The 18495-nt window shown below is 33.4% G+C and carries 19 protein-coding genes; 7 read left to right on the plus strand and 12 right to left on the minus strand.

Annotation, left to right across the window (positions count from 1 at the left end):
• The first annotated feature begins 541 nt into the window (after window positions 1–541).
• Window positions 542–1252: a purine-nucleoside phosphorylase gene (deoD, locus tag BM238_RS00005; protein ID WP_090078134.1), complete on the plus strand. Its 711-nt coding sequence runs from the start codon at window positions 542–544 to the stop codon at window positions 1250–1252.
• Window positions 1253–1327: 75 nt separating this feature from the next.
• Here the strand turns inward: deoD and BM238_RS00010 are convergent, their stop codons facing one another.
• The 4 genes from BM238_RS00010 to BM238_RS00025 form a co-directional block, all read right to left on the minus strand.
• A complete protein-coding gene (locus BM238_RS00010; RefSeq protein ID WP_090078135.1) occupies window positions 1328–2011 on the minus strand; it encodes a hypothetical protein in 684 nt (227 codons plus the stop codon).
• A 264-nt stretch (window positions 2012–2275) separates the two neighbouring features.
• Entirely contained in the window at window positions 2276–3058 is a 783-nt protein-coding gene (locus BM238_RS00015) for an SDR family NAD(P)-dependent oxidoreductase (RefSeq protein ID WP_090078136.1), read from the minus strand.
• Window positions 3059–3212: 154 nt separating this feature from the next.
• Window positions 3213–3728, minus strand: coding sequence for a GNAT family N-acetyltransferase (locus BM238_RS00020; RefSeq protein WP_090078137.1), 516 nt, complete (start codon window positions 3726–3728; stop codon window positions 3213–3215).
• A 170-nt stretch (window positions 3729–3898) separates the two neighbouring features.
• Entirely contained in the window at window positions 3899–4762 is an 864-nt protein-coding gene (locus tag BM238_RS00025; RefSeq protein ID WP_090078139.1) for a T9SS type A sorting domain-containing protein, read from the minus strand.
• Between the two features lie 490 nt (window positions 4763–5252).
• Between BM238_RS00025 and BM238_RS00030 the strand changes: the two genes are divergently transcribed.
• The 3 genes from BM238_RS00030 to BM238_RS00035 are packed head-to-tail and all read left to right on the plus strand — an operon-like array spanning window position 5253 to window position 7285.
• The gene (locus BM238_RS00030; RefSeq protein WP_221404914.1) at window positions 5253–6278 is read left to right on the plus strand and encodes a hypothetical protein; all 1026 of its coding nucleotides are present in this window, start codon (window positions 5253–5255) and stop codon (window positions 6276–6278) included.
• A 15-nt stretch (window positions 6279–6293) separates the two neighbouring features.
• Window positions 6294–6788 (plus strand): phage tail sheath C-terminal domain-containing protein, encoded by a 495-nt coding sequence (locus BM238_RS14450; RefSeq protein ID WP_221404915.1) that lies wholly within the window; start codon window positions 6294–6296, stop codon window positions 6786–6788.
• Between the two features lie 32 nt (window positions 6789–6820).
• Complete coding sequence (locus tag BM238_RS00035; protein ID WP_090078141.1) at window positions 6821–7285, plus strand: phage tail protein; 465 nt, start codon at window positions 6821–6823, stop codon at window positions 7283–7285.
• A 152-nt stretch (window positions 7286–7437) separates the two neighbouring features.
• On the opposite strand, the gene BM238_RS00040 is transcribed toward BM238_RS00035, so the two are convergent.
• The 3 genes from BM238_RS00040 to BM238_RS00050 form a co-directional block, all read right to left on the minus strand.
• Window positions 7438–9060: an amidase gene (locus BM238_RS00040; protein WP_090078143.1), complete on the minus strand. Its 1623-nt coding sequence runs from the start codon at window positions 9058–9060 to the stop codon at window positions 7438–7440.
• 133 nt (window positions 9061–9193) lie between these two features.
• A complete protein-coding gene (locus tag BM238_RS00045; protein ID WP_090078144.1) occupies window positions 9194–9703 on the minus strand; it encodes a GNAT family N-acetyltransferase in 510 nt (169 codons plus the stop codon).
• Window positions 9704–9907: 204 nt separating this feature from the next.
• Window positions 9908–10795, minus strand: a complete 888-nt coding sequence (locus tag BM238_RS00050; protein WP_090078147.1) for a dienelactone hydrolase family protein — start codon at window positions 10793–10795, stop codon at window positions 9908–9910.
• A 281-nt stretch (window positions 10796–11076) separates the two neighbouring features.
• Between BM238_RS00050 and BM238_RS00060 the strand changes: the two genes are divergently transcribed.
• The 3 genes from BM238_RS00060 to BM238_RS00070 all read left to right on the plus strand — a co-directional run bounded on the left by BM238_RS00060 (window position 11077) and on the right by BM238_RS00070 (window position 13719).
• The gene (locus BM238_RS00060) at window positions 11077–12399 is read left to right on the plus strand and encodes a Na+/H+ antiporter NhaC family protein (RefSeq protein ID WP_090078150.1); all 1323 of its coding nucleotides are present in this window, start codon (window positions 11077–11079) and stop codon (window positions 12397–12399) included.
• Window positions 12400–13011 carry an HAD family hydrolase gene (locus BM238_RS00065; RefSeq protein WP_090078151.1) on the plus strand — a complete coding sequence of 204 codons (612 nt, stop codon included), beginning with the start codon at window positions 12400–12402 and terminating at the stop codon, window positions 13009–13011.
• A gap of 129 nt (window positions 13012–13140) precedes the next feature.
• A complete protein-coding gene (locus tag BM238_RS00070; protein ID WP_233741882.1) occupies window positions 13141–13719 on the plus strand; it encodes a hypothetical protein in 579 nt (192 codons plus the stop codon).
• Between the two features lie 198 nt (window positions 13720–13917).
• Here the strand turns inward: BM238_RS00070 and BM238_RS00075 are convergent, their stop codons facing one another.
• The 5 genes from BM238_RS00075 to BM238_RS00095 form a co-directional block, all read right to left on the minus strand.
• Window positions 13918–14319, minus strand: coding sequence for a fasciclin domain-containing protein (locus BM238_RS00075; RefSeq protein ID WP_090078153.1), 402 nt, complete (start codon window positions 14317–14319; stop codon window positions 13918–13920).
• Between the two features lie 440 nt (window positions 14320–14759).
• A complete protein-coding gene (locus BM238_RS00080) occupies window positions 14760–15359 on the minus strand; it encodes a fasciclin domain-containing protein (RefSeq protein ID WP_090078155.1) in 600 nt (199 codons plus the stop codon).
• 291 nt (window positions 15360–15650) lie between these two features.
• A complete protein-coding gene (locus BM238_RS00085; RefSeq protein ID WP_090078157.1) occupies window positions 15651–16256 on the minus strand; it encodes a CIA30 family protein in 606 nt (201 codons plus the stop codon).
• 58 nt (window positions 16257–16314) lie between these two features.
• Entirely contained in the window at window positions 16315–17619 is a 1305-nt protein-coding gene (locus tag BM238_RS00090) for a TraB/GumN family protein (protein WP_090078159.1), read from the minus strand.
• Window positions 17620–17743: 124 nt separating this feature from the next.
• Complete coding sequence (locus BM238_RS00095; RefSeq protein ID WP_090078161.1) at window positions 17744–18196, minus strand: LytTR family DNA-binding domain-containing protein; 453 nt, start codon at window positions 18194–18196, stop codon at window positions 17744–17746.
• Between the last annotated feature and the right edge of the window lie 299 nt (window positions 18197–18495).

The raw sequence follows: 18495 nt of genomic DNA on the forward strand, positions 1-18495 counted from the left end.
CGAAAAAACCCAATAATCCTTTAAAAATAATTAGCAATAATAGTCCAATCCACATATATTTTTATTTAACGCTTGTTTTTAAAATGACGCACAACTCTCAAATATACGCAAGTTTTCGAAATCAGCAACAAATTCTAATATTTTGTTATACGCAGATTTTTAGCTTGTTATGTAATATAATTTATCAAATATTAAAAATGCGCAAGTTTGATTATTAAAAATGCGCAAAATTAGTTATGCAAAATACGCATCCTCTTTTTCATAATTATCTTTCACAAAATTATTCCTGTGAAACAAAATAGTAATCGCCTTTTAGCCCCGATAGAAGCGGCATACTTTTTTGCTTGCTAACTCTATCTTATTATAAATCTAATGTCTGGCAAAAAAGATAGAGCGGAAAGCGGGACGGGTTTTGAAACAATACCAACTTTTCTTGCTCCTTAAAATTAGACAAGAAATTTCCAGAAAACTACAGTTTCAGATTGTATTTGTTGAATCGTGTAAAAGCCGTTATCTTTGCCGCACATTCAAAAATCACATTATGAGCATTCACATTAGTGCAAAAAAAGGCGAGATCGCAAAAGTTGTTTTGCAGCCGGGCGATCCGCTGAGAGCAAAATATATTGCAGAAAATTTTCTTGAAAATCCACGTTTGGTGAGTCAAACAAGACATATTTTATATTACACGGGGATTTATAAAGGCAAAGAAATCACGGTGGGCGCGAGTGGAATGGGCTTTCCAAGTATCGGGATCTATTCTTTTGAGCTTTACACGGAATATGTGGTTGACACGATCATCCGCATTGGGACGTGCGGCGCTTACACTACCGACCTGAAAGTTTTTGATATTTTAAATGTTGAGAATGCCGCAAGCGAAAGCACCTACGCAAAATATGCCTGGGAAATTGAGGAAGAATTATTGCCGCATCAAGGTTCTATTTTTGATGTCATTAATGAAACTGCAAAAGAATTGTCTTTGGTGACGAACAGTACAAATATCCACAGCAGTGATATTTTTTATAGAAAAAATCCGGCAATTCCTGAGATCGCTACAAAATATAATTGTCCGGCCGTGGAAATGGAAGCTTTTGGACTTTTTGCCAATGCAAAATATCTGGGTAAAAATGCCGCTACAATTTTGACGGTTTCTGACATTATCCCAAGTGGTGAAAATATTTCTGCCGACCAAAGAGAAACTGCGTTGAAACCAATGATCGAGCTGGCTTTGGAAGCAGCCTGGAAGACAGTTTAAGGTTATAAATTTTATAAAAGAAAAGCGCTTAATCCGAAAGGAAAAGCGCTTTTTTCTTTTAAAATATCTTTAAAATTATTTCATTTCTTTACTTTTAGCGATAATTTCTTTTCCTTCTTTAATGATTTCCTCGTAAGATTTTACGATGGTTTTCATATTATAATTTAGATTTTTGTATTTATTTTGGATGCTGTTATCGTTTAAGGAAAGGTAAATTCCTTTTGTGAAAAGATCATTTTCCTGAATTTTAAGCTGTTCTGTGTTAATGAAATTTGCTGCGCTTACGAGATTTGGAATGGATTGCTGGTAATAGTTTAGAATCTTATATTTTAATTGATCATCTTCTATGGTTGCTATTTTCCCGCTGGATTTAAAACCTTCGTAAGTTCCGACGTTCCAGTTTGTGTTTAATATAGAAAAATCCAGATGGTTATAAATTTCACCATTTTGCACCTGACTTTCCTTTAATGCCAAGATAAAATCGTAATTCTTACTAAGTGCAACCGCTGTGCTCTTGCTTTGTTCCATCAATTTGATGTCAGCCGAAATATTTTCCCGTAATTCTACTAAAAACTTGTTCACGTCTTTTTGTTCGTGTCGGTGTTCACTCCAGCTGTGCATCCAGATTGAGAGTGTCACGGCAAAAACTATGATAAAGATCTCAATGGCGATCTCTTTTATTTTTTCTGAAAGGGAATGTTTTTTATTTTTTGTTTCCCTGTAGATTTTGGTCGTGTGTTTAGTGATTTCTTCCTGCATATTTATTTTATAAAGGTAAATTTAGTTTTCCTGATAGTAGTTTTTTGCTTCTCCTGATTGGATTTTCCAAGATACTAATTTTTTAAAATTTAGGTGATTAAAATTTATTTTTTGGTTCTTAAATTTTATGTTTAATTCTTAAAGCAAATCCATTTGTATTATTCTTTTATTTCAGACTATTTTATTATGTTTTAAATTCCCATTAAAAAACCACCTCAAAAAAGGTGGTTGTATTTAAAATTTTAATATTTTATCTAAATGATCTTACATCGACCTGTGATTTTCCGTTCTTTTTTTCATGGCATCATACATCGAAGCGGCTTTCTTATCAAACTCTACCGGATTTTCACGGTTTAATTTAATGTTTTCTGCATCGCCCAAAGTAATATCAATGTCGTTATTTTTCAAACCTTCGATGGCTTTTTGTGCAACCATTTCCGATGAATGCAAACCTTGAGATTGCGAAGAAGTCATCATCGGCGTGTCAGTTCCCGTAGGATAAAGCGTCGCCACCTGAATGGGAAAGTCTTTTAATTCTCTGCGCAAGGCTTCAGAAAAAACCTTTACAGCACCTTTCGTTGCCGCGTAAGGCGCGTAAAATGGCAAACCGATCAATGCCAGATTTGAGGAAACATTTAAAATAGCGGCTTCTTTACTTTCCTTTAAAAGTGGCAAGGCGTATTTAGTAAGTAAGATCAATCCTGTGACATTCGTGTTGACCTGAGAAATAATATCCTCATCCGAAATTTCGCCAATCGGTCCGGCGCTTACGATTCCGGCATTATTGATCAACAGATCTAATGCTTTCCACTTATTTTCAATTTCCTTTGTAAATTCTTTTAAATCTTGTGGTTTTGAAACATCGCCGCTAAAAAGTATAAAACGAGCCTCCGGAAATTCATTTTTAAGTGCTTCTAATTTATCTGCAGATCTCCCGATTACGGCAAAATCTCTAGTGCCGGCTTTGTATAATTCTGCTATTAGTGATTTACCAATTCCGCTGCCTCCGCCTGAAATCGCCACCTTTTTATTTTCAAAATTCTTCATTGTTTTATTTAAATTTAATTCTAAGAATGAGGTTTCATCAAATCAAAATGTAAGCCAGCCACTTTTGACAGTGAAGTTTCATTTTACATAAAATTTTGGATTTTCATTCTTTCAGTAACACGAATTTATTCAGACATTCTAAAGTTTATTTAGGTTAAAAATTGAGCAGCATTTGGTGGTTCAAATTGCTTGTCGTTTTGGTCACAAAAAACTGATGACTGGCAATTGTCTTAAACCCCACTTTTTTGTAAAAAGAAATCGCTTTGAGATTTCCTACCCAGGTAAAAAGCCAGATTCCGTTTTGATCGTGTTTTTTAGCAAATTCAATATTGTGATTTAAGAGTTCAAAGCCCAGTTTATGCCCCTGAAATTCTTTTAATAAATAAATTCTATCCAGTTTCACCACATTTTCATCTGCAATTTCGGGATGTTTTGCATTAAGATTTATTTTAGAAAAACCAATTGCCTTACCGTTGTAAGTGATGATGTGGTAGATATTTTTGTTATTATTCAATTCTTTTTTAATCGCTTCTTCATTATAGTTATTCCCAATATATTTCATTAAATCTTCTGGCGCAGAGCTACCTTCATGTGCTTCCGAAACAGAAATTTTGCCAATATCAACAATAGTTTGGAAGTCTTTTTCAGTGGCTCTAAAGATGGTGATCATGCTTTAAGAAAATTATTAGATTTATATAAAAATATTTAAGTCAAATTAAAATCTAATAATAAAATATATTAAATGGAAGGAATTTCAAAACAAATAAATAACAGATAAAAGCCATATTATTTATACTTTCACCTGCTGTTTTTAATTATCAGTATTTACAAATACCCGTTTTATTTTTTAATAAATTTTTGCGTTTCTCCGTTATCAAATTTCAGGAAATACACGCCATTGCTTAAATTTCGTATTTTAATTGTTCCGTTATCAGACATCGTTGCTCCCTTTATTTCAGCGCCAATTGAATTAATAATTTTGTATTGTTCCGATTTATTGAGACCGGTTATTTGAATATAATCGTTTGAAGGATTGGGATATAATTTTATTTTAGTTTTATTTTTTGTGGCACTGTCATCCACTGCCAAAGGAACTTCTTTAGCAAAAATACTGAAACTGTAATTTGCATCGTAAATTGAAGGTGTGCCGTCTGAAGTACCGTAAAGTCCGGGGTTTCCAGGATTAGGGTGGAAGATGGACGTCGCTGCGTTAAAATAGTAAATTCTAAATTCAACAGTCGCGTTGGCTGTGTTAAGTCCGGTTAAATCAATTGATGTGAGGGTATAATTGGGCGCGGCAAAGGTAAATTCACCTAAAGAAGTTGCAAAATTATTAACGCTTGATCTTAGCTGTAATTTTACTGAGCGATTAAAAGTTTCCAAAGCATGGATCACAAATCTGTCAAAACGTATAGAATTAGTTGTGGCATTTTTTAAGATAAAAGAAACATACGGCGCTGTGCTGATATTCAAAGCTGCGGCGCTGTTGTTACTGGTAAATATACCTCTACTGTCATTTACGGTTCCAAGTCCACTGTAATTCAATACGGCGCTTGTTAGTACAGCGTTATTTTTTGATTGTGCACTGATCGGGAAAGTGTCTGTGGAAGTATTGGCCAAAAACCATCTTGCTACTGATATCTGTGCATTGAGATTAAGGAAACTAAAAGCCAGAAAGATAAATAGTAAGTAATTTTTTTTCATTTTGAAATTTTTTAAATTAATGATTTTAAGATTTACTTTTTTTCATTATAGTTTTTCATGTTGCTTCACAAAAGTAATCAAATTTCAGAGAGATAAATTACAAAATAGAAATTAAAACCTTTGGAAAATGCACATTTACAATCTTTTGCGATTCTTCAAAATTTTTTTTTCATCGTGCAGTAAATTGATTTTTTTGGATGATTATAACATTTAAATGGAATTTCGTTTATTAGATTTTTATTTAAAAACGGACGGTAAAGTTTTAAAAATCTATTTACTTAAAATCTCAGGTTAGAGTTTTCACTAAAAAAAGTTTTGCTATAATTCATTGTTTAAAAATTAATTCTGATCGATGATGCATCAATGATTTTTGGTATTTGACTAAGAAATTCCACAAAATTATAAACTTATTATTGTCAACTGGTCACTTTAAAGTAATTTAGATATTAAACTTTTAGAAGGATTTTAAAAATATTAAAGCAATTCAATTATGGGAACAAGGAAAACACCCGGCGTGTATATTACTGAAATAAATGCCTTTCCAAATTCAGCAGTTGCAGTAGAATCTTCCATTCCAGCTTTTATTGGTTATACTGAAAAAGCAATTTATTTAAATAAATCTTATGTTAACAAGCCTTTACGAATTACCTCTTTTATTGAGTTTGAAATGTATTTTGGTAAAAATTGCCAGACATTATACGATTTGTCCTTAGCGAAACAGGAAACAAAATATGAAAATAGTTTTGATTTTATTATAAACAATTTTGGTTATGAAATTATACAAGTCCGGGAAACGAAATTTAATTTATACAATTCTGTAAGATTTTTTTATCAAAATGGAGGAGAAGTGATGTATATAATTTCCATAGGAACTTACGAAAATACATCTGATAAGAAGGTTTTTAGTGATCCGGCAATTTTTAAAAAGGCAATTGATCTGCTGAAAAATGAGGAAGAACCAACATTGCTTGTGATTCCTGAGACGGTTTTATTTGATTCACCAGACTGCAATACGATACAGGAATATATGCTTGCGCATTGCGGTAAGGCAAAAAATAAGTTTGCAATATTAGATATTCATGACGGCTTTAAAAATCTAGACGATGCTGATAATAACCCAGTTAAAAACTTTAGATATCAAATTACTTCTCAATATTTAAGTTATGGCGCGGCGTATTATCCGTGGGTAAATACGAATATTATCGATTCTTCAGAAATAAGTTTTAAAAATTTAACCAAAGAAGCGCGGCTAACTTTAGAAGAGATCTGCGAAGATGCCTTCATTAATTTAATTAATGAAAAAAAACAAAAAATAACTTCTGCGTTAGAATCGCTTTTGGCTTCAGATGATGTCATGGATGAAGCAGATCTAAAGGCAATTCACGAAACTTTGATGACGCTTATTCCGGGTTATAAATCTGTGATGGAAGCAATATCAGAACAGGAAAATTTATTACCGCCTTCCGGTGGTATTGCAGGGGTTTATACTTTTGTAGATAAATCACGGGGGGTTTGAAAAGCACCCGCAAATATGTCATTAAACAGTGTTTTATCTCCGGCAGTTTCAATTAATAATGATAAGCAAACAGATTTAAATAATCCCTCAGATGGTAAATATATCTGCGCAATTCGAACTTTTCCTGTATTTGGTACTTTAATTTGGGGTGGAAGAACGCTCGATGGAAACAGTGTGGATTGGCGCTATATCAACGTTCGGCGCACAATGATCATGGTAGAACAGTCTGTACAATTGGCGGTTAAAGCCTATGTTTTTGAACCCAATGATGCGAATACATGGGTGACGGTAAAATCAATGTTAAACAATTTTTTATTCAATCTCTGGAAACAAGGTGCTTTCGCAGGATCTGCGCCAGAAGAAGCCTTTAGCGTTTCCGTTGGTTTAGGCTCAACGATGACGCCAGATGATATTCTTGAGGGGAAAATGAATGTAAGTATTCTGGTGGCTATTTCCAAACCTTCAGAATTTATAATTTTTACATTTCAACTACAAATGCAACAATCCTAAAAAACACAATTAAATTTAAATAACAATATATAATGGCAGACAACGCGTCAGGAATAGATAATACACAATCCTCATTTCTCCATTTTTACTTCAAAGTGGATTTTGGCAATGGCATGGGAACTGCGTCTTTTCAGGAAGTTTCAGGGCTGGAAAAAGAACCACAGATTATTAAATACAGACATGGCGACGCTGCCGAATCTTCTTCTGTAAAAATGCCAACTGTAGTAAAATACGGCAATATAACCCTTAAAAAAGGCATTATTAAAAAAAACCAAAGCGTTTTGACCTGGTTTTCTATGATGAAAATGAACACTATAAAAAGAAGTACCGTTATCATCAGTTTGGTAGATGTTTATGATAAAGTGCAAATGACCTGGACTCTGAAAAATGCTTTTCCGGTTAAAATAGTTAGTACAGATTTAAAATCTAATGCTAAAGAAATGGCGATAGAAAATATTGAACTAGCCTACGAAAGTTTTACTATGCAAAATATATAATTTGTTCCAATTTTTAAATATGATATTGAGCAGTATTGATACTTATAAATACAATAAGAAGATAAGTTTAAAACAATTTAAAATTTCATCATCAAGTTAAAAAACCATCTTTTTAGCAGATGGTTTTTCAATAGATATTTTTTTAAAAACAGCTAAGCAAGAAAAGCTTTTTTAAATTCTGGTTTTACGCGGTGTTTCGTCGCTTGCTCAAAAGCATAAGCGAAACCAATGATTTCCCCTTCTTTATAGGCGCCGCTAAAAAATGAAAGGCCAATAGGAAGATCATACACTTTGCCGCAAGGCACAGAAATATGAGGATAACCGCTCATTGCTGCAGGTGAGGTGAGGGAAACTTCGCCCCATTTGTCTCCATAAATCACATCTATACTGCAGGCCGGACCCATTGTCAAACCTGAAATGGCGTCCAGATTATATTTTTTCATCAAATCATCTATAATTTTTTTACTACCATTATGGCTGCTATTTCGGGCTTTAAGATAGGCCGGATCTTTTAAACCTTTTTTTGCCTGACTTTGTTCTAAAAGTTCCTGCTTAAAGGTAGGCATCGCAGCATCTTCATTGTCTTTATTAAATTTAATGACGTCCGCCAAAGTCTTCATTTCAGCATCATTTTGAGATAAGTAAGAATCAACACCCGCTTTGAATTCATATTTTAATACTTCGGTTTCATCATTTCCCAAAGCGTTTATTTTTTCTAAATAATCGATCTCAACAATTGTGGCGCCCTGATTTTTTAAAACTTCAAATGCTTTTTCCTGTAATTGATTAAAAAGCTTATTGGAGTATTTTTTCTTTTCTACACCAATTCTTTTGCCTTTTAAACTGTAAATATTTAGAAATTTCGTGAAATTTTTGTTTTTCCCGTTGCTTTCTTTGGTGATAGAATCTGAACTATCAAAGCCTGCCAAAACTTCTAAAAGAATTGCAGCGTCCGTTACCGTCCGCGTCAAAGGTCCTGCAGTGTCTTGTGTACTTGATATCGGAATAATACCGGAACGGCTCACCAATCCAACGGTTGGCTTAATCCCAACTGTTCCGTTGATAGAAGCAGGACAGGTCACGGAACCGTCGGTTTCTGTGCCGACAGCGATGGCGCATAAATTGGCGGAAACTGCTGAACCCGAGCCAGCGCTTGATCCGCAGGGAGAATGATCTAAAATATAGGGGTTTTTTGTTTGCAAACCACGGCTGCTCCATCCTGAACAAGAGCTTGTTGAGCGGAAATTCGCCCATTCGCTGAGGTTGGTTTTGCCTAAAATAACAGCGCCCGCATTTCTGAGTTGCGTCACGATAAACGCATCTTTTTTCGAGATATTTCCCACTAAAGCAAGTGCTCCGGCGGTTGTCATCATTTTGTCAGCTGTGTCAATATTGTCTTTTATCACCACAGGAATACCGTGAAGAGGACCGCGAGATTTGCCGGCTTTTCTTTCCTTGTCCATTACTTTGGCGATCTGTAAAGCATCCGGGTTGACTTCTATCATTGAGTTTAGCTTTGGACCGTTTTTATCAATAGCCTCAATTCTTTTTAAATAAAGCTGGGTAATTTGCGCTGAGGTGTATGTGCCTTGCGCCATTTTATTTTGCAAATCAGAAATTGTAACTTCATCCAACTCAAAATTTTCATCGGTAATTTCTACTAAACCTTCAGGTTTTTCAACATCTTTTTTTGCGGTAAATGAGTTTGTGGTAAATAAAGTGGTGATGCCAACCGCAGCCAAAGCCGTGCTGGCGAGAAATTCGCTTCGTTTCATAGTGATCAGTTTATTTGGGTAAAAAAAAATTAGAACTTTAAAAGATTAAAAATACAAAAAAACAGGATTGCTACACAGACCAATTTTTATTTATTAGGCTTTGTAATTTAATGAAAGACATTGCAAATTCAAATTATATATTTTTCGGCAGTTCCTTGTGATACGCTCTGCGTGGTGAGCCGCCCATTATGACTTCGCCACAATAGGAATAATTTAATTTATCTAAAATTTTAATCATTGGCAAATTATCAAAACTAGTATCTACTCTGATGTTATAGATGTTTTCCCGAAGGCAAATATCTTCGATTTTTGCAAATAATGCACTTCCGATGCCTTTTCCTTTTACAGAATCAGATGCCGCGACACGGTGGATCGTGATGTATTTATTATCATTTAACCACTTGCCTTCAATTATATTATAAGCAGTTTCGATACCTTTAATTATTGCAGAGTAGGCAATGATTTTATTTTTATCTGTAAAAACATACGCGGAATTATTAGCGACATCTTCCTGAATTGTTTTCTCATTTGGGTAACCATTTTGCCACTGATCGCTGCCGTCTTTTTTTCTTTGCTGAATTCCATGTTGTAAAATTTCCCAAATGAAAGGAATTTCTTCGCTATTGGCTTTCCTTAAAATCATGATTCTGAGATTATCTTTAAGTAAAATATTATAAAATTGTATTGCGGTATATTATTTTAAAAATTGCTGTTATTTAACCTAATTAACACGATTTTTTAAAAATAAAATTTTTAAAAAATACTTTAAAACTATTTAAATAAAATGAAAAGTTTTAAGTAAAATCTTTATTTATTATTAATTTAAAAGAAATAATTCTTCCTAAAACTATACTAATTTCTTCTTAAAAAAATCGATTGTACGCGTCCATGAAAGTACAGCAGCTGCATCATCATATCTTGGCGTAGTGTTATTGTGAAAACCGTGATTAACTTTTGGATAAAGAAAAGATTCAAAACTGATATTGTTAGCTTTCAAAACTGCTTCGTAGGCATCTATACCTTCATTTACTTTTGTGTCAAGGCCTGCATAATGCATCATTAACGGCGATTTTATTTTTGCTGCTTCTTCATCAGAAGGTTGTCTTCCATAGTAAGGAACTGCGGCGCCAAGCTCGGGAATTCTGACAGCCAGCATATTGGCGATCCACCCACCAAAACAAAAGCCTACAACACCAATTTTTCCGTTACAGTCTTTGTGATTTTTTAAATAAGAATAAGCGGCAACAAAATCTTCGAGCATCTCATTTTGATTCCGCTTTTGTTGCATGGCGCGTCCGTCATCGTCATTGCCCGGGTAGCCACCAAGTGGACTTAAAGCGTCCGGAGCCAAACTGATAAAGCCTTCAACAGCCGTTCTCCTGCCTACATCTTCTATGTAGGGATTTAGACCTCTGTTTTCGTGCACCACAATCACACCCGCCAATTTGCCTTTCATCGAAGATGGCTTAGATAATAATCCTTTAATTGCGCCGCCACCTTTCGGCGAGTCGTAAGTAATGTAATCAGAATCTATTCTTGAGTCGTTTTTGCTGACAAGCATTGTGTCTTTATAATTTGGTGACATAAAGCTGAGCAAAGCTGGCAGCGTTAATGTGCCAATAGCAAAAAGTGATAATTTTTCTAAAAACAACTTTCTGTCTATCTTATTGTGGGCATAATCGTCATACAGGTCAAATACTTCCTGGCTGATGTCTTCTTTTTTGATATTGCTCATAGATCGGTATTTATTTAAAAAATTGTTTTATTTTGAAAGGAAAATTACAAATAAAAAACGTTTTATTAAAATCTAATTATTCGCTTTTGAAAATAAGGATATAAACAAAATTATTAATCTCTGACCTTTCTGAAAATTGTTATTTTCTTTTTTATTTAAAGATAATTGTAAAATATGAAATAGAGGATAAATTTTTATAAGCGATTTTTTGAATAGTTTGTATACAGAATTCGTTGCTAAAGAATTTTCTTTTTTCCCTTTTTGAATTGTAATTTTGCCGAATGACAAAAACTAACGGCTCTTTTCTCTCTATTTTACCTTTACTTCTTTTTGTAGGGGTTTTTTTAGGATTTGGAATTTATAATAATGATTTTTACGCACTACCTTCCCCGGTCGCTGCATTGCTCGGTATTGTCGCTGCATTTGTTTTATTAAATGGTAAAATAAATGAGAAAATAGATACTTTTTTAAAAGGCTGTGGGGATGGAAAGATTCTCACGATGTGTATTATTTATCTTTTGGCAGGCGCTTTTGCAACAGTTTCAAAAGCCACAGGAAGTGTTGATACGATCGTAAATTTAGGTTTAAATTACATTTCTATACAGTATTTTCCGGTTGGTATTTTTGTGATCGCGTCTTTTCTTTCTTTTGCTTCCGGTACTTCGGTTGGTTCGATTGTGACCTTAGGTCCGATTGTTATTGATCTGGCGGAGAAAAGTGGTTCACCTTTGGGTTTAATTGGCGCAGCCTTGCTTTCTGGTTCTATGTTTGGCGATAATCTTTCAGTTATTTCTGATACTACCATTGCCGCCACTCAAAGTCTGGGTTGTGAAATGAAAGATAAATTTAGAGCCAATTTTAAACTGGCGCTTCCTGCGGCAATTATTGCCATAATTATTTTAATAGTTATTGGCGTTAATCAGGAAAGTTCTTCAGTGATTATCGCACAGAAAGATTTTAATTTGTGGTTGATTTTACCTTATTTACTGGTCATTTTGCTTTCCGTTATTGGTGTCAATGTTTTCGTAGTGCTTTTTGCTGGCTTGGCCTTTGCGGGAATTTTAGGAATTGCAAACGGTACTTTTGGCGTGATGGATTTTGCAAAAACAACTTACGAAGGTTTTACGGGAATGACGGAGATCTTTTTACTTTCACTTCTGACAGGCGGTTTGGCAGCTTTGGTAGAAAAAGCAGGCGGTATTAATTTTCTTTTGAGAAATATAAATAAAGTCATTAATTCACAGAAAACTGCTTTGCTGGGAATTGGCGGTTTGGTCAGCGTTGCCAATTTTTGCGTCGCCAACAATACGATCGCCATTTTAATTTCCGGAAAAGTGTCGAAAGAAATTACAGAAAAATATGGTTTGGAACCAAAGGAAAGTGCTTCTATACTGGATATTTTAGCTTGCTACGTCCAGGGAATTATTCCTTATGGCGCGCAGATTTTAATTCTGATTTCTCTAAGTCATTTTAAAATGGGTTATCTGGAATTAATACAAAATTCTTTTTATCTTCACCTGCTTTTGATCATCACTTTGATCTCCATCTTTTTTAGAAAAAAAACGGTAGAACGGCAAAAATTAACAACAATAAATTCATTATAAATGGTCATAAAAAATATTATTTTCGATTTCGGTGGCGTTTTGGTAGATTGGGATCCGCGTTATTATTTTAAAGATCATTTTAATGATGATGAAAAAATGAACCACTTTCTAAAAAATGTTACCACCGAAGAATGGAATATAGAACAGGATCGTGGCAGAACTTTGGTTGAAGGAACCAATTTTCTCGTCACAAAACATCCTGAATGGGAAAAGGAAATTCGCGCTTTTTATGACAATTGGACGACTATGTTGCGATCTGAAATTTCCGAAAATGTAGCGGTTTTGCGACAACTTAAAAATTCGAACTATGAAATTTTTGGCTTAACAAACTGGTCTGAAGAAACTTTTCCTTTCGCTTTTGAGAATTATGATTTTTTTAAACTTTTTGAAGGAAAGATCGTGGTTTCAGGCACAGAAAAAATGATTAAACCAAATCCTGAAATCTGGAAAATATTACTTCACCGTTATCAAATTAACGCAGAAGAATCTATTTTTATTGATGATAATTTTAAAAATATTGAAGCTGCTAAAGACTTAGGTTTTATCTGCATTCACATTAAAAATGAAACAGATCTGGCAAAAGAATTAAGAAATCTTGGCGTTGATTTTTAGAAATAATTATCATTTTAGTCGCAAAGACATTGGTGAATTATGATTGGTTTAAAGTTTTCTCTAACTGTATTCTTGGAACAGAAAGCCGCATTTTAATTCGCGCAAACTATTTAAATATTTAAAAAATTAATGATGAAATTAAAAATTTTCACTCTTCTGTTTATTCTTTTCTCTGCTTTTATTTTTGCGCAAAACAAATCTTACGTGGAAGATCAGGCTATCAGAAAATCAGTTGTGTATTTCGCAAATACTATTAAATATAAAAAGCTGGATAAAACGGTTGATTGTCTTTACCCCAAATTTTTCACGGTATTTCCGAAAAATAAAATGACCCAACTTTTAAATATGACTTACGACAATCCGTTTGCGAAAATTGACATTTTGGATATGAAGTTTGCTTCCGTGGGAAAACCTGAACTTATTGACGGGGAATATTTTTCCATCGTCAGTTATTATTTAAAAATGAAAGCGGACGTCAGCCAGATGAATGAGGATATGAAAAAGATGATCAGCAACGTACTCATTAGTAAGTATGGGAAAGATAATGTGAACTATCTCGATAAAGACGGCACTTACAATATTACTGCTCCAACAAAAGTCTGCGCGATATCTTCAGATAAAAAATCCTGGAAACTCGTGCCTGTTGAGCGAGAATTTAAATCACAGTTGGTAAAAGTTTTACCAAAAAGTATTCTGGATCGTTTATAAGAGGTAAAAAAATGCTTAAAGAATTTTTTTTTATCTTTCTTATCGCGAAGTAGTAGGCAGTTTCTAAAATATATTATTCTGAGATTTTGTTGAGATTAATGATAAATTATTTTTACTAATCATAAATACTGAACGGTTTTACAAAAAAAAGCCCCATAAATATATGAGGCTTTATAAAAAGATTAAATCAACTGAGTATTAAGGTAATAATACAGTGTCGATCACGTGGATCACGCCGTTTGAAGCTTCGATATCAGCCGCAGTAACTGTAGCGTTACCAATTTTCACTACGCCATCTTTGATGCTCACTTGCAGTTTACCTCCCTGCACTGTTGTTAATTCCTGACCGTCTGTTAAATCAGCTGCGTTTGCTTTCCCACTCACTACATGGTAAGTTAAAACATTAGCAAGATCTGCTTTATTTTCTGGTTTTAGTAAAGTATCCACGCTTGACTGAATGTCTGCGAATGCAGCGTCATTTGGTGCGAAAACTGTGAAAGGTCCGTCGCTTTGTAAAGTTTCTACTAAACCAGCTGCTGTTACTGCTGCTGCAAGTGTTTTACTTTCCGTTGATGCGATTGTTACAATGTCGTTTGCCATTTTAAAATGTTATTTATATGAGAAGTAATTTTCTCACATGGTAAATATACATACTAAATAGTGAAATATAGTAATAAAACATTTTATATTTATTATAGAAAATGTCAATATAAAATCACTGTATTATTAAATCTTATTTTGCGAAATTTAATGGTTTTTTAGTTTTGATATACTTATTGTTTAGGACTTTATTTTTTAGTTTAGAATAATTTTCTGCGTGCGAATTTATCACCCGAAATCAATATTTAAAATTGAAGAAATAAAATATTTTTTTTAAATTTTAAAGCTTTCGTAAGAGATTTTTAAAAAATAATTGATCAAGTGTCTATAAGCTTGCTCGCTACGATGATTTTTTTATTTTATCTTAAAAACCAATGATCAATTTGCAAAAAAAAACCGCTGTATTTCTACAGCGGTTTCTAAATGAGATATTTAAAATCTTATTTTGGCATTACTACAGTGTCAATTGCGTGTATTACACCGTTAGAAGCTGGTACATCAGCCATAACAACTGTTGCCATTCCACCTTTTGCATCTGTCAACATTACTTTACCATCTTTCAAGCTTAAATCGATTTTTTCACCTTGAACGGTAGTAACGGTAAATTTTCCGTTTCCTTTGGTAATTGCATCAGTTACAGCTGCAGCGTCAAATTTACCTGCTACAACGTGGTAAGTTAAAACTGCTTTCAGTTTTTCCATATTCTCTGGTTTCAATAAACCATCTACCGTTCCTGCCGGAAGTTTATCAAATGCAGCATTTGTTGGGGCAAAAACAGTGAATGGACCTGCTCCGCTCAAAGTTTCTGCTAATCCTGCTGCTTTTACTGCAGCTACAAGTGTTGAAAAATCTGCATTTGCAGAGGCAACACCTACAATGTTTGGCGTTTCAGCCATTGCAGTGTTGTCAGTGGCAGTACTGTCAGTTGCCATTGCTGTAGAATCTGTGTTGTTAACGGATTCTACTGTTTCTTTTTTGTTACATGAAGTAGCTATTGCTCCAACTACTAAAAATGCACAAATTGTTTTCACTAATTTCATAATTAAAATTTATGGGTTATATTAAGCTACTAAGATAGGTAAAATTTCTTACAATTTTATTAATTTTAGTAAAAGTTATTACAATTATTTTTATTATCAAATTATGTGATTTGTTTCCACATTTTATTTTTAAGATTTGAAAAGAATACCTGAAAGAGAGAAGTGTTTACATTATTTTGAAATTGAATTTCTAAAGTTCATCTTCCATCTTAATAAATGAGTTACAAAACAAATTCAAAATGCGTGATTTTTAGGAAGTTCAGAAAAATTATTTAAAAAACCGTTTAAAATTTAGTTAACCACAATTGATCTCACTAAAATCTCAAAATTTTCTTCTTTTTTATTGCCGATCAGTAACTGCATTTCAACTACATTTTCGCCGTTGTAGTTCGGGACGTCTACAACTTCGCCATGGTAAGTGGCCTGCATGGATTTAAATGGAATCGCGATGCTTTCCCAATCTCCATTATTACTTGTAGAAAATGTCGAAGCGTAAGAATGTCTGCCTTTCGGGGTTCTTATTCGGAAATTATAATTTTTGCCGTCTCCCTTTAGATTTAAGATAAAAGAATCAGAATTTTCATTAATTGTAAAAGGTTCTTTCTCGGAAGTTTGATGGATAGAGCAGAAACCGCCATAGTTTTCCAGTGAGACGCGACCGGTAAAAATTGCCTCACTATCGTCAGTCATTTTTAATTGACTTTCAGATTTGCCTCCCATAACCACATCATTTTGTATCCGCCATTTGCCTTTCCCCTGTTTGGTGAAATCATAAAGCATTTGGCTCTTGTTTTCAGTTTTTGCTACATTTTTATTCGTTGTATCGGAATCTGGATTTTTATTTGAATTTGACATACAGGAAATTATTAAAAGTGATAGAATGATTAGTGGTCGCATTTTGCTTTTATTGAGTTTAAAAGTACAAAAATAAAAGGATTTTTACGCTGGGTTTTTATTAGTAATTTAATGGTAATGGATGAAGCCAATCTGAGTTTCTTATTAAAATGATATACTGATTCCCAAGATCACTATTTATAAAATCGCCCACCAATTTTCCCTGGGGAGAAGTTCCGTTTAATAATCTGCCGGATTTTATGAACGGTGACGCAGTACCGTTCAGTTTGAAAAGCGTTGTAGAATTTGGCAGCGTTAATTCTTTCAAATCTTCAATTCCCTCCACCTTCAGCAAAGAATCATTATCGTACGAAAAAGGTTTTTTATCCCAACTTTTAGTTTCGTCATTCCAGACATTGTATTTGGAGTCTAGCGGCAGAGATATGATTGAAATAATTTTTTTTGCGATCGGATGGTCAGAATTAACTAGTTTTGATATAAGATCACCGCCAATATATTGAAATGGAACAAGATGTGCATGAAAAAATCCCCACATGCCGTATAATTTTTTATTTTCAAAATGCTTGATCAGATAAAGATTTTTGAAATTCCGATAAATTCCTTCGGGTCTGTTAATACCAACTGATTTATCGTCGTAACTCAAGTTTTTTATTAAATATTTAAAAAGAGGATAATCTCTTCCCAATAAATTCTGAAAAGCAACTTCATTTTTTTCTACTTTTTGATCTAAATTTCGCGCATATATTGATAAAGAAGCCATATTTGCATCATCATAAGGTTGGTCAATTTTCATTTTTAAAGAATCCAGTAACGTGCTGCTTTCTCTGTTTATTATCTTTTGGATTAGTTTCAAATATTCTTCGTGATCCTGAACAACGTCAATTCCTGTAAAACTGATCTTTTTGTCTTTTGATAAAGTTTTATTCAAATTTCTTATTTTTACGATCTTGTCGTAAAAATCCTGATTTCCCCACTGTGCATGGATTTTTACCAGATAGCGAAACACTGTTTTTATAGATTTTTGATTACCTGTTTTTAAATAATCATTGATGTTTTCTGCTTGTGCATAATCAAGTTCTGCAATATAATTTTTTGTTCCGACCGTTTTATTCAAAAATTTCAAAAGGTTGAAATCGATGAGTTGCGTATTTTGTGCACCATGAGATTCACCAAAAACTATGAGTTGGTTTTTTTCTGCATCTTCTTTTAAAATTTTCCAGTTAGCATCACTTTTAAGAACTATATTTTCACTATTCTTTGAAAGGTAATTCTTATAAATTTTTTCTTGTCCGAAAGTATTTAGAAAATTTAAGAATATAAAAAAGACGAGCGATAATTTTGTAATTATATTTTTTCTTTTAGCCTTTCTTAAAAGTACAGCAATAATAGTGAATGTGGTTTTCATAATTTTTTTGGTTTTAAATTTATATTTAATACAAAGAAAATAAACCTAATTATGCGACAGAAAAATAAGTGACAAAAGTGAACCTTATGCCATGAAATTGAATGTTTTGGTGTGAAATTGAGTTTTAGGGACGACTTTGAAGATACTCTTTTACCCCTAAAAAGTATTTTGGAGAGATCGGAACCTCCTCTTTGATGTGACGGATCGCAATAGAACCTTTTCTGGTATTACCCGATATTTTTTCAATTTGGGAAGGATTTACAATGTAGGATCGGTGCACTTGTTCCGCAGTAGGAATTTCTTTAATAATATTTGATAATGTTGACCGGATCATTTCCTTTCTCAAAACATCATCTTTTAGGTAATAAATGTCTACATAATTGGATTGCGCATTTGCCATTAAAAAGTTTTTTTCGCTAAATTTAATGTTTTCGTTTTGGCTATTTCCCTTTATAACAACTTCAGGTTTATTTTCAACAGAAATTGGTTTAATAATAATTTTACTGAATGCAAATCGCAGATATGCCCAGAAAGGATAAAAATAGGTGCGAAAGGTAAACCAAAAATAAGGCTCCATTTCAGAATATTTTTCGGCTCAATTTCCAAATGATTGATCACTATTGTATTGTAAAAATAGGAGGCGCTTGAAATAAGCAAAAGGCCGGAAAACAGAACGATAATCTCTTGATATAAATACCATTTTTGATTAGTAAATTTAAACCAGGATTCTTCAAAAATATGTACAAACAAAAGAGGAAGTATGATACAGATCCCATAACCCAATACCTTTATATTTTTATGAGGGATTTCAATTGCGTAGGTATTGAACGGTTGAAGAAAAATCAAAATAAATACAACTAAAACTGCCAATATAGT

It is taken from the genome of Halpernia frigidisoli (assembly GCF_900113805.1).
Lineage (GTDB): Bacteria > Bacteroidota > Bacteroidia > Flavobacteriales > Weeksellaceae > Halpernia > Halpernia frigidisoli.

Coding starts and splice junctions, on each gene's coding strand:
- BM238_RS00025 (WP_090078139.1), bottom strand. CDS start 4,762: ATGAAAAAAAATTACTTACTATTTATCTTTCTGGCTTTTAGTTTCCTT.
- BM238_RS00020 (WP_090078137.1), bottom strand. CDS start 3,728: ATGATCACCATCTTTAGAGCCACTGAAAAAGACTTCCAAACTATTGTT.
- BM238_RS00035 (WP_090078141.1), top strand. CDS start 6,821: ATGGCAGACAACGCGTCAGGAATAGATAATACACAATCCTCATTTCTC.
- BM238_RS00080 (WP_090078155.1), bottom strand. CDS start 15,359: ATGAAATTAGTGAAAACAATTTGTGCATTTTTAGTAGTTGGAGCAATA.
- BM238_RS00070 (WP_233741882.1), top strand. CDS start 13,141: ATGATGAAATTAAAAATTTTCACTCTTCTGTTTATTCTTTTCTCTGCT.
- BM238_RS00045 (WP_090078144.1), bottom strand. CDS start 9,703: ATGATTTTAAGGAAAGCCAATAGCGAAGAAATTCCTTTCATTTGGGAA.
- BM238_RS00040 (WP_090078143.1), bottom strand. CDS start 9,060: ATGAAACGAAGCGAATTTCTCGCCAGCACGGCTTTGGCTGCGGTTGGC.
- BM238_RS00050 (WP_090078147.1), bottom strand. CDS start 10,795: ATGAGCAATATCAAAAAAGAAGACATCAGCCAGGAAGTATTTGACCTG.
- BM238_RS00095 (WP_090078161.1), bottom strand. CDS start 18,196: ATGGAGCCTTATTTTTGGTTTACCTTTCGCACCTATTTTTATCCTTTC.
- deoD (WP_090078134.1), top strand. CDS start 542: ATGAGCATTCACATTAGTGCAAAAAAAGGCGAGATCGCAAAAGTTGTT.
- BM238_RS00015 (WP_090078136.1), bottom strand. CDS start 3,058: ATGAAGAATTTTGAAAATAAAAAGGTGGCGATTTCAGGCGGAGGCAGC.
- BM238_RS00060 (WP_090078150.1), top strand. CDS start 11,077: ATGACAAAAACTAACGGCTCTTTTCTCTCTATTTTACCTTTACTTCTT.
- BM238_RS00090 (WP_090078159.1), bottom strand. CDS start 17,619: ATGAAAACCACATTCACTATTATTGCTGTACTTTTAAGAAAGGCTAAA.
- BM238_RS00030 (WP_221404914.1), top strand. CDS start 5,253: ATGGGAACAAGGAAAACACCCGGCGTGTATATTACTGAAATAAATGCC.
- BM238_RS00085 (WP_090078157.1), bottom strand. CDS start 16,256: ATGCGACCACTAATCATTCTATCACTTTTAATAATTTCCTGTATGTCA.
- BM238_RS14450 (WP_221404915.1), top strand. CDS start 6,294: ATGTCATTAAACAGTGTTTTATCTCCGGCAGTTTCAATTAATAATGAT.
- BM238_RS00010 (WP_090078135.1), bottom strand. CDS start 2,011: ATGCAGGAAGAAATCACTAAACACACGACCAAAATCTACAGGGAAACA.
- BM238_RS00075 (WP_090078153.1), bottom strand. CDS start 14,319: ATGGCAAACGACATTGTAACAATCGCATCAACGGAAAGTAAAACACTT.
- BM238_RS00065 (WP_090078151.1), top strand. CDS start 12,400: ATGGTCATAAAAAATATTATTTTCGATTTCGGTGGCGTTTTGGTAGAT.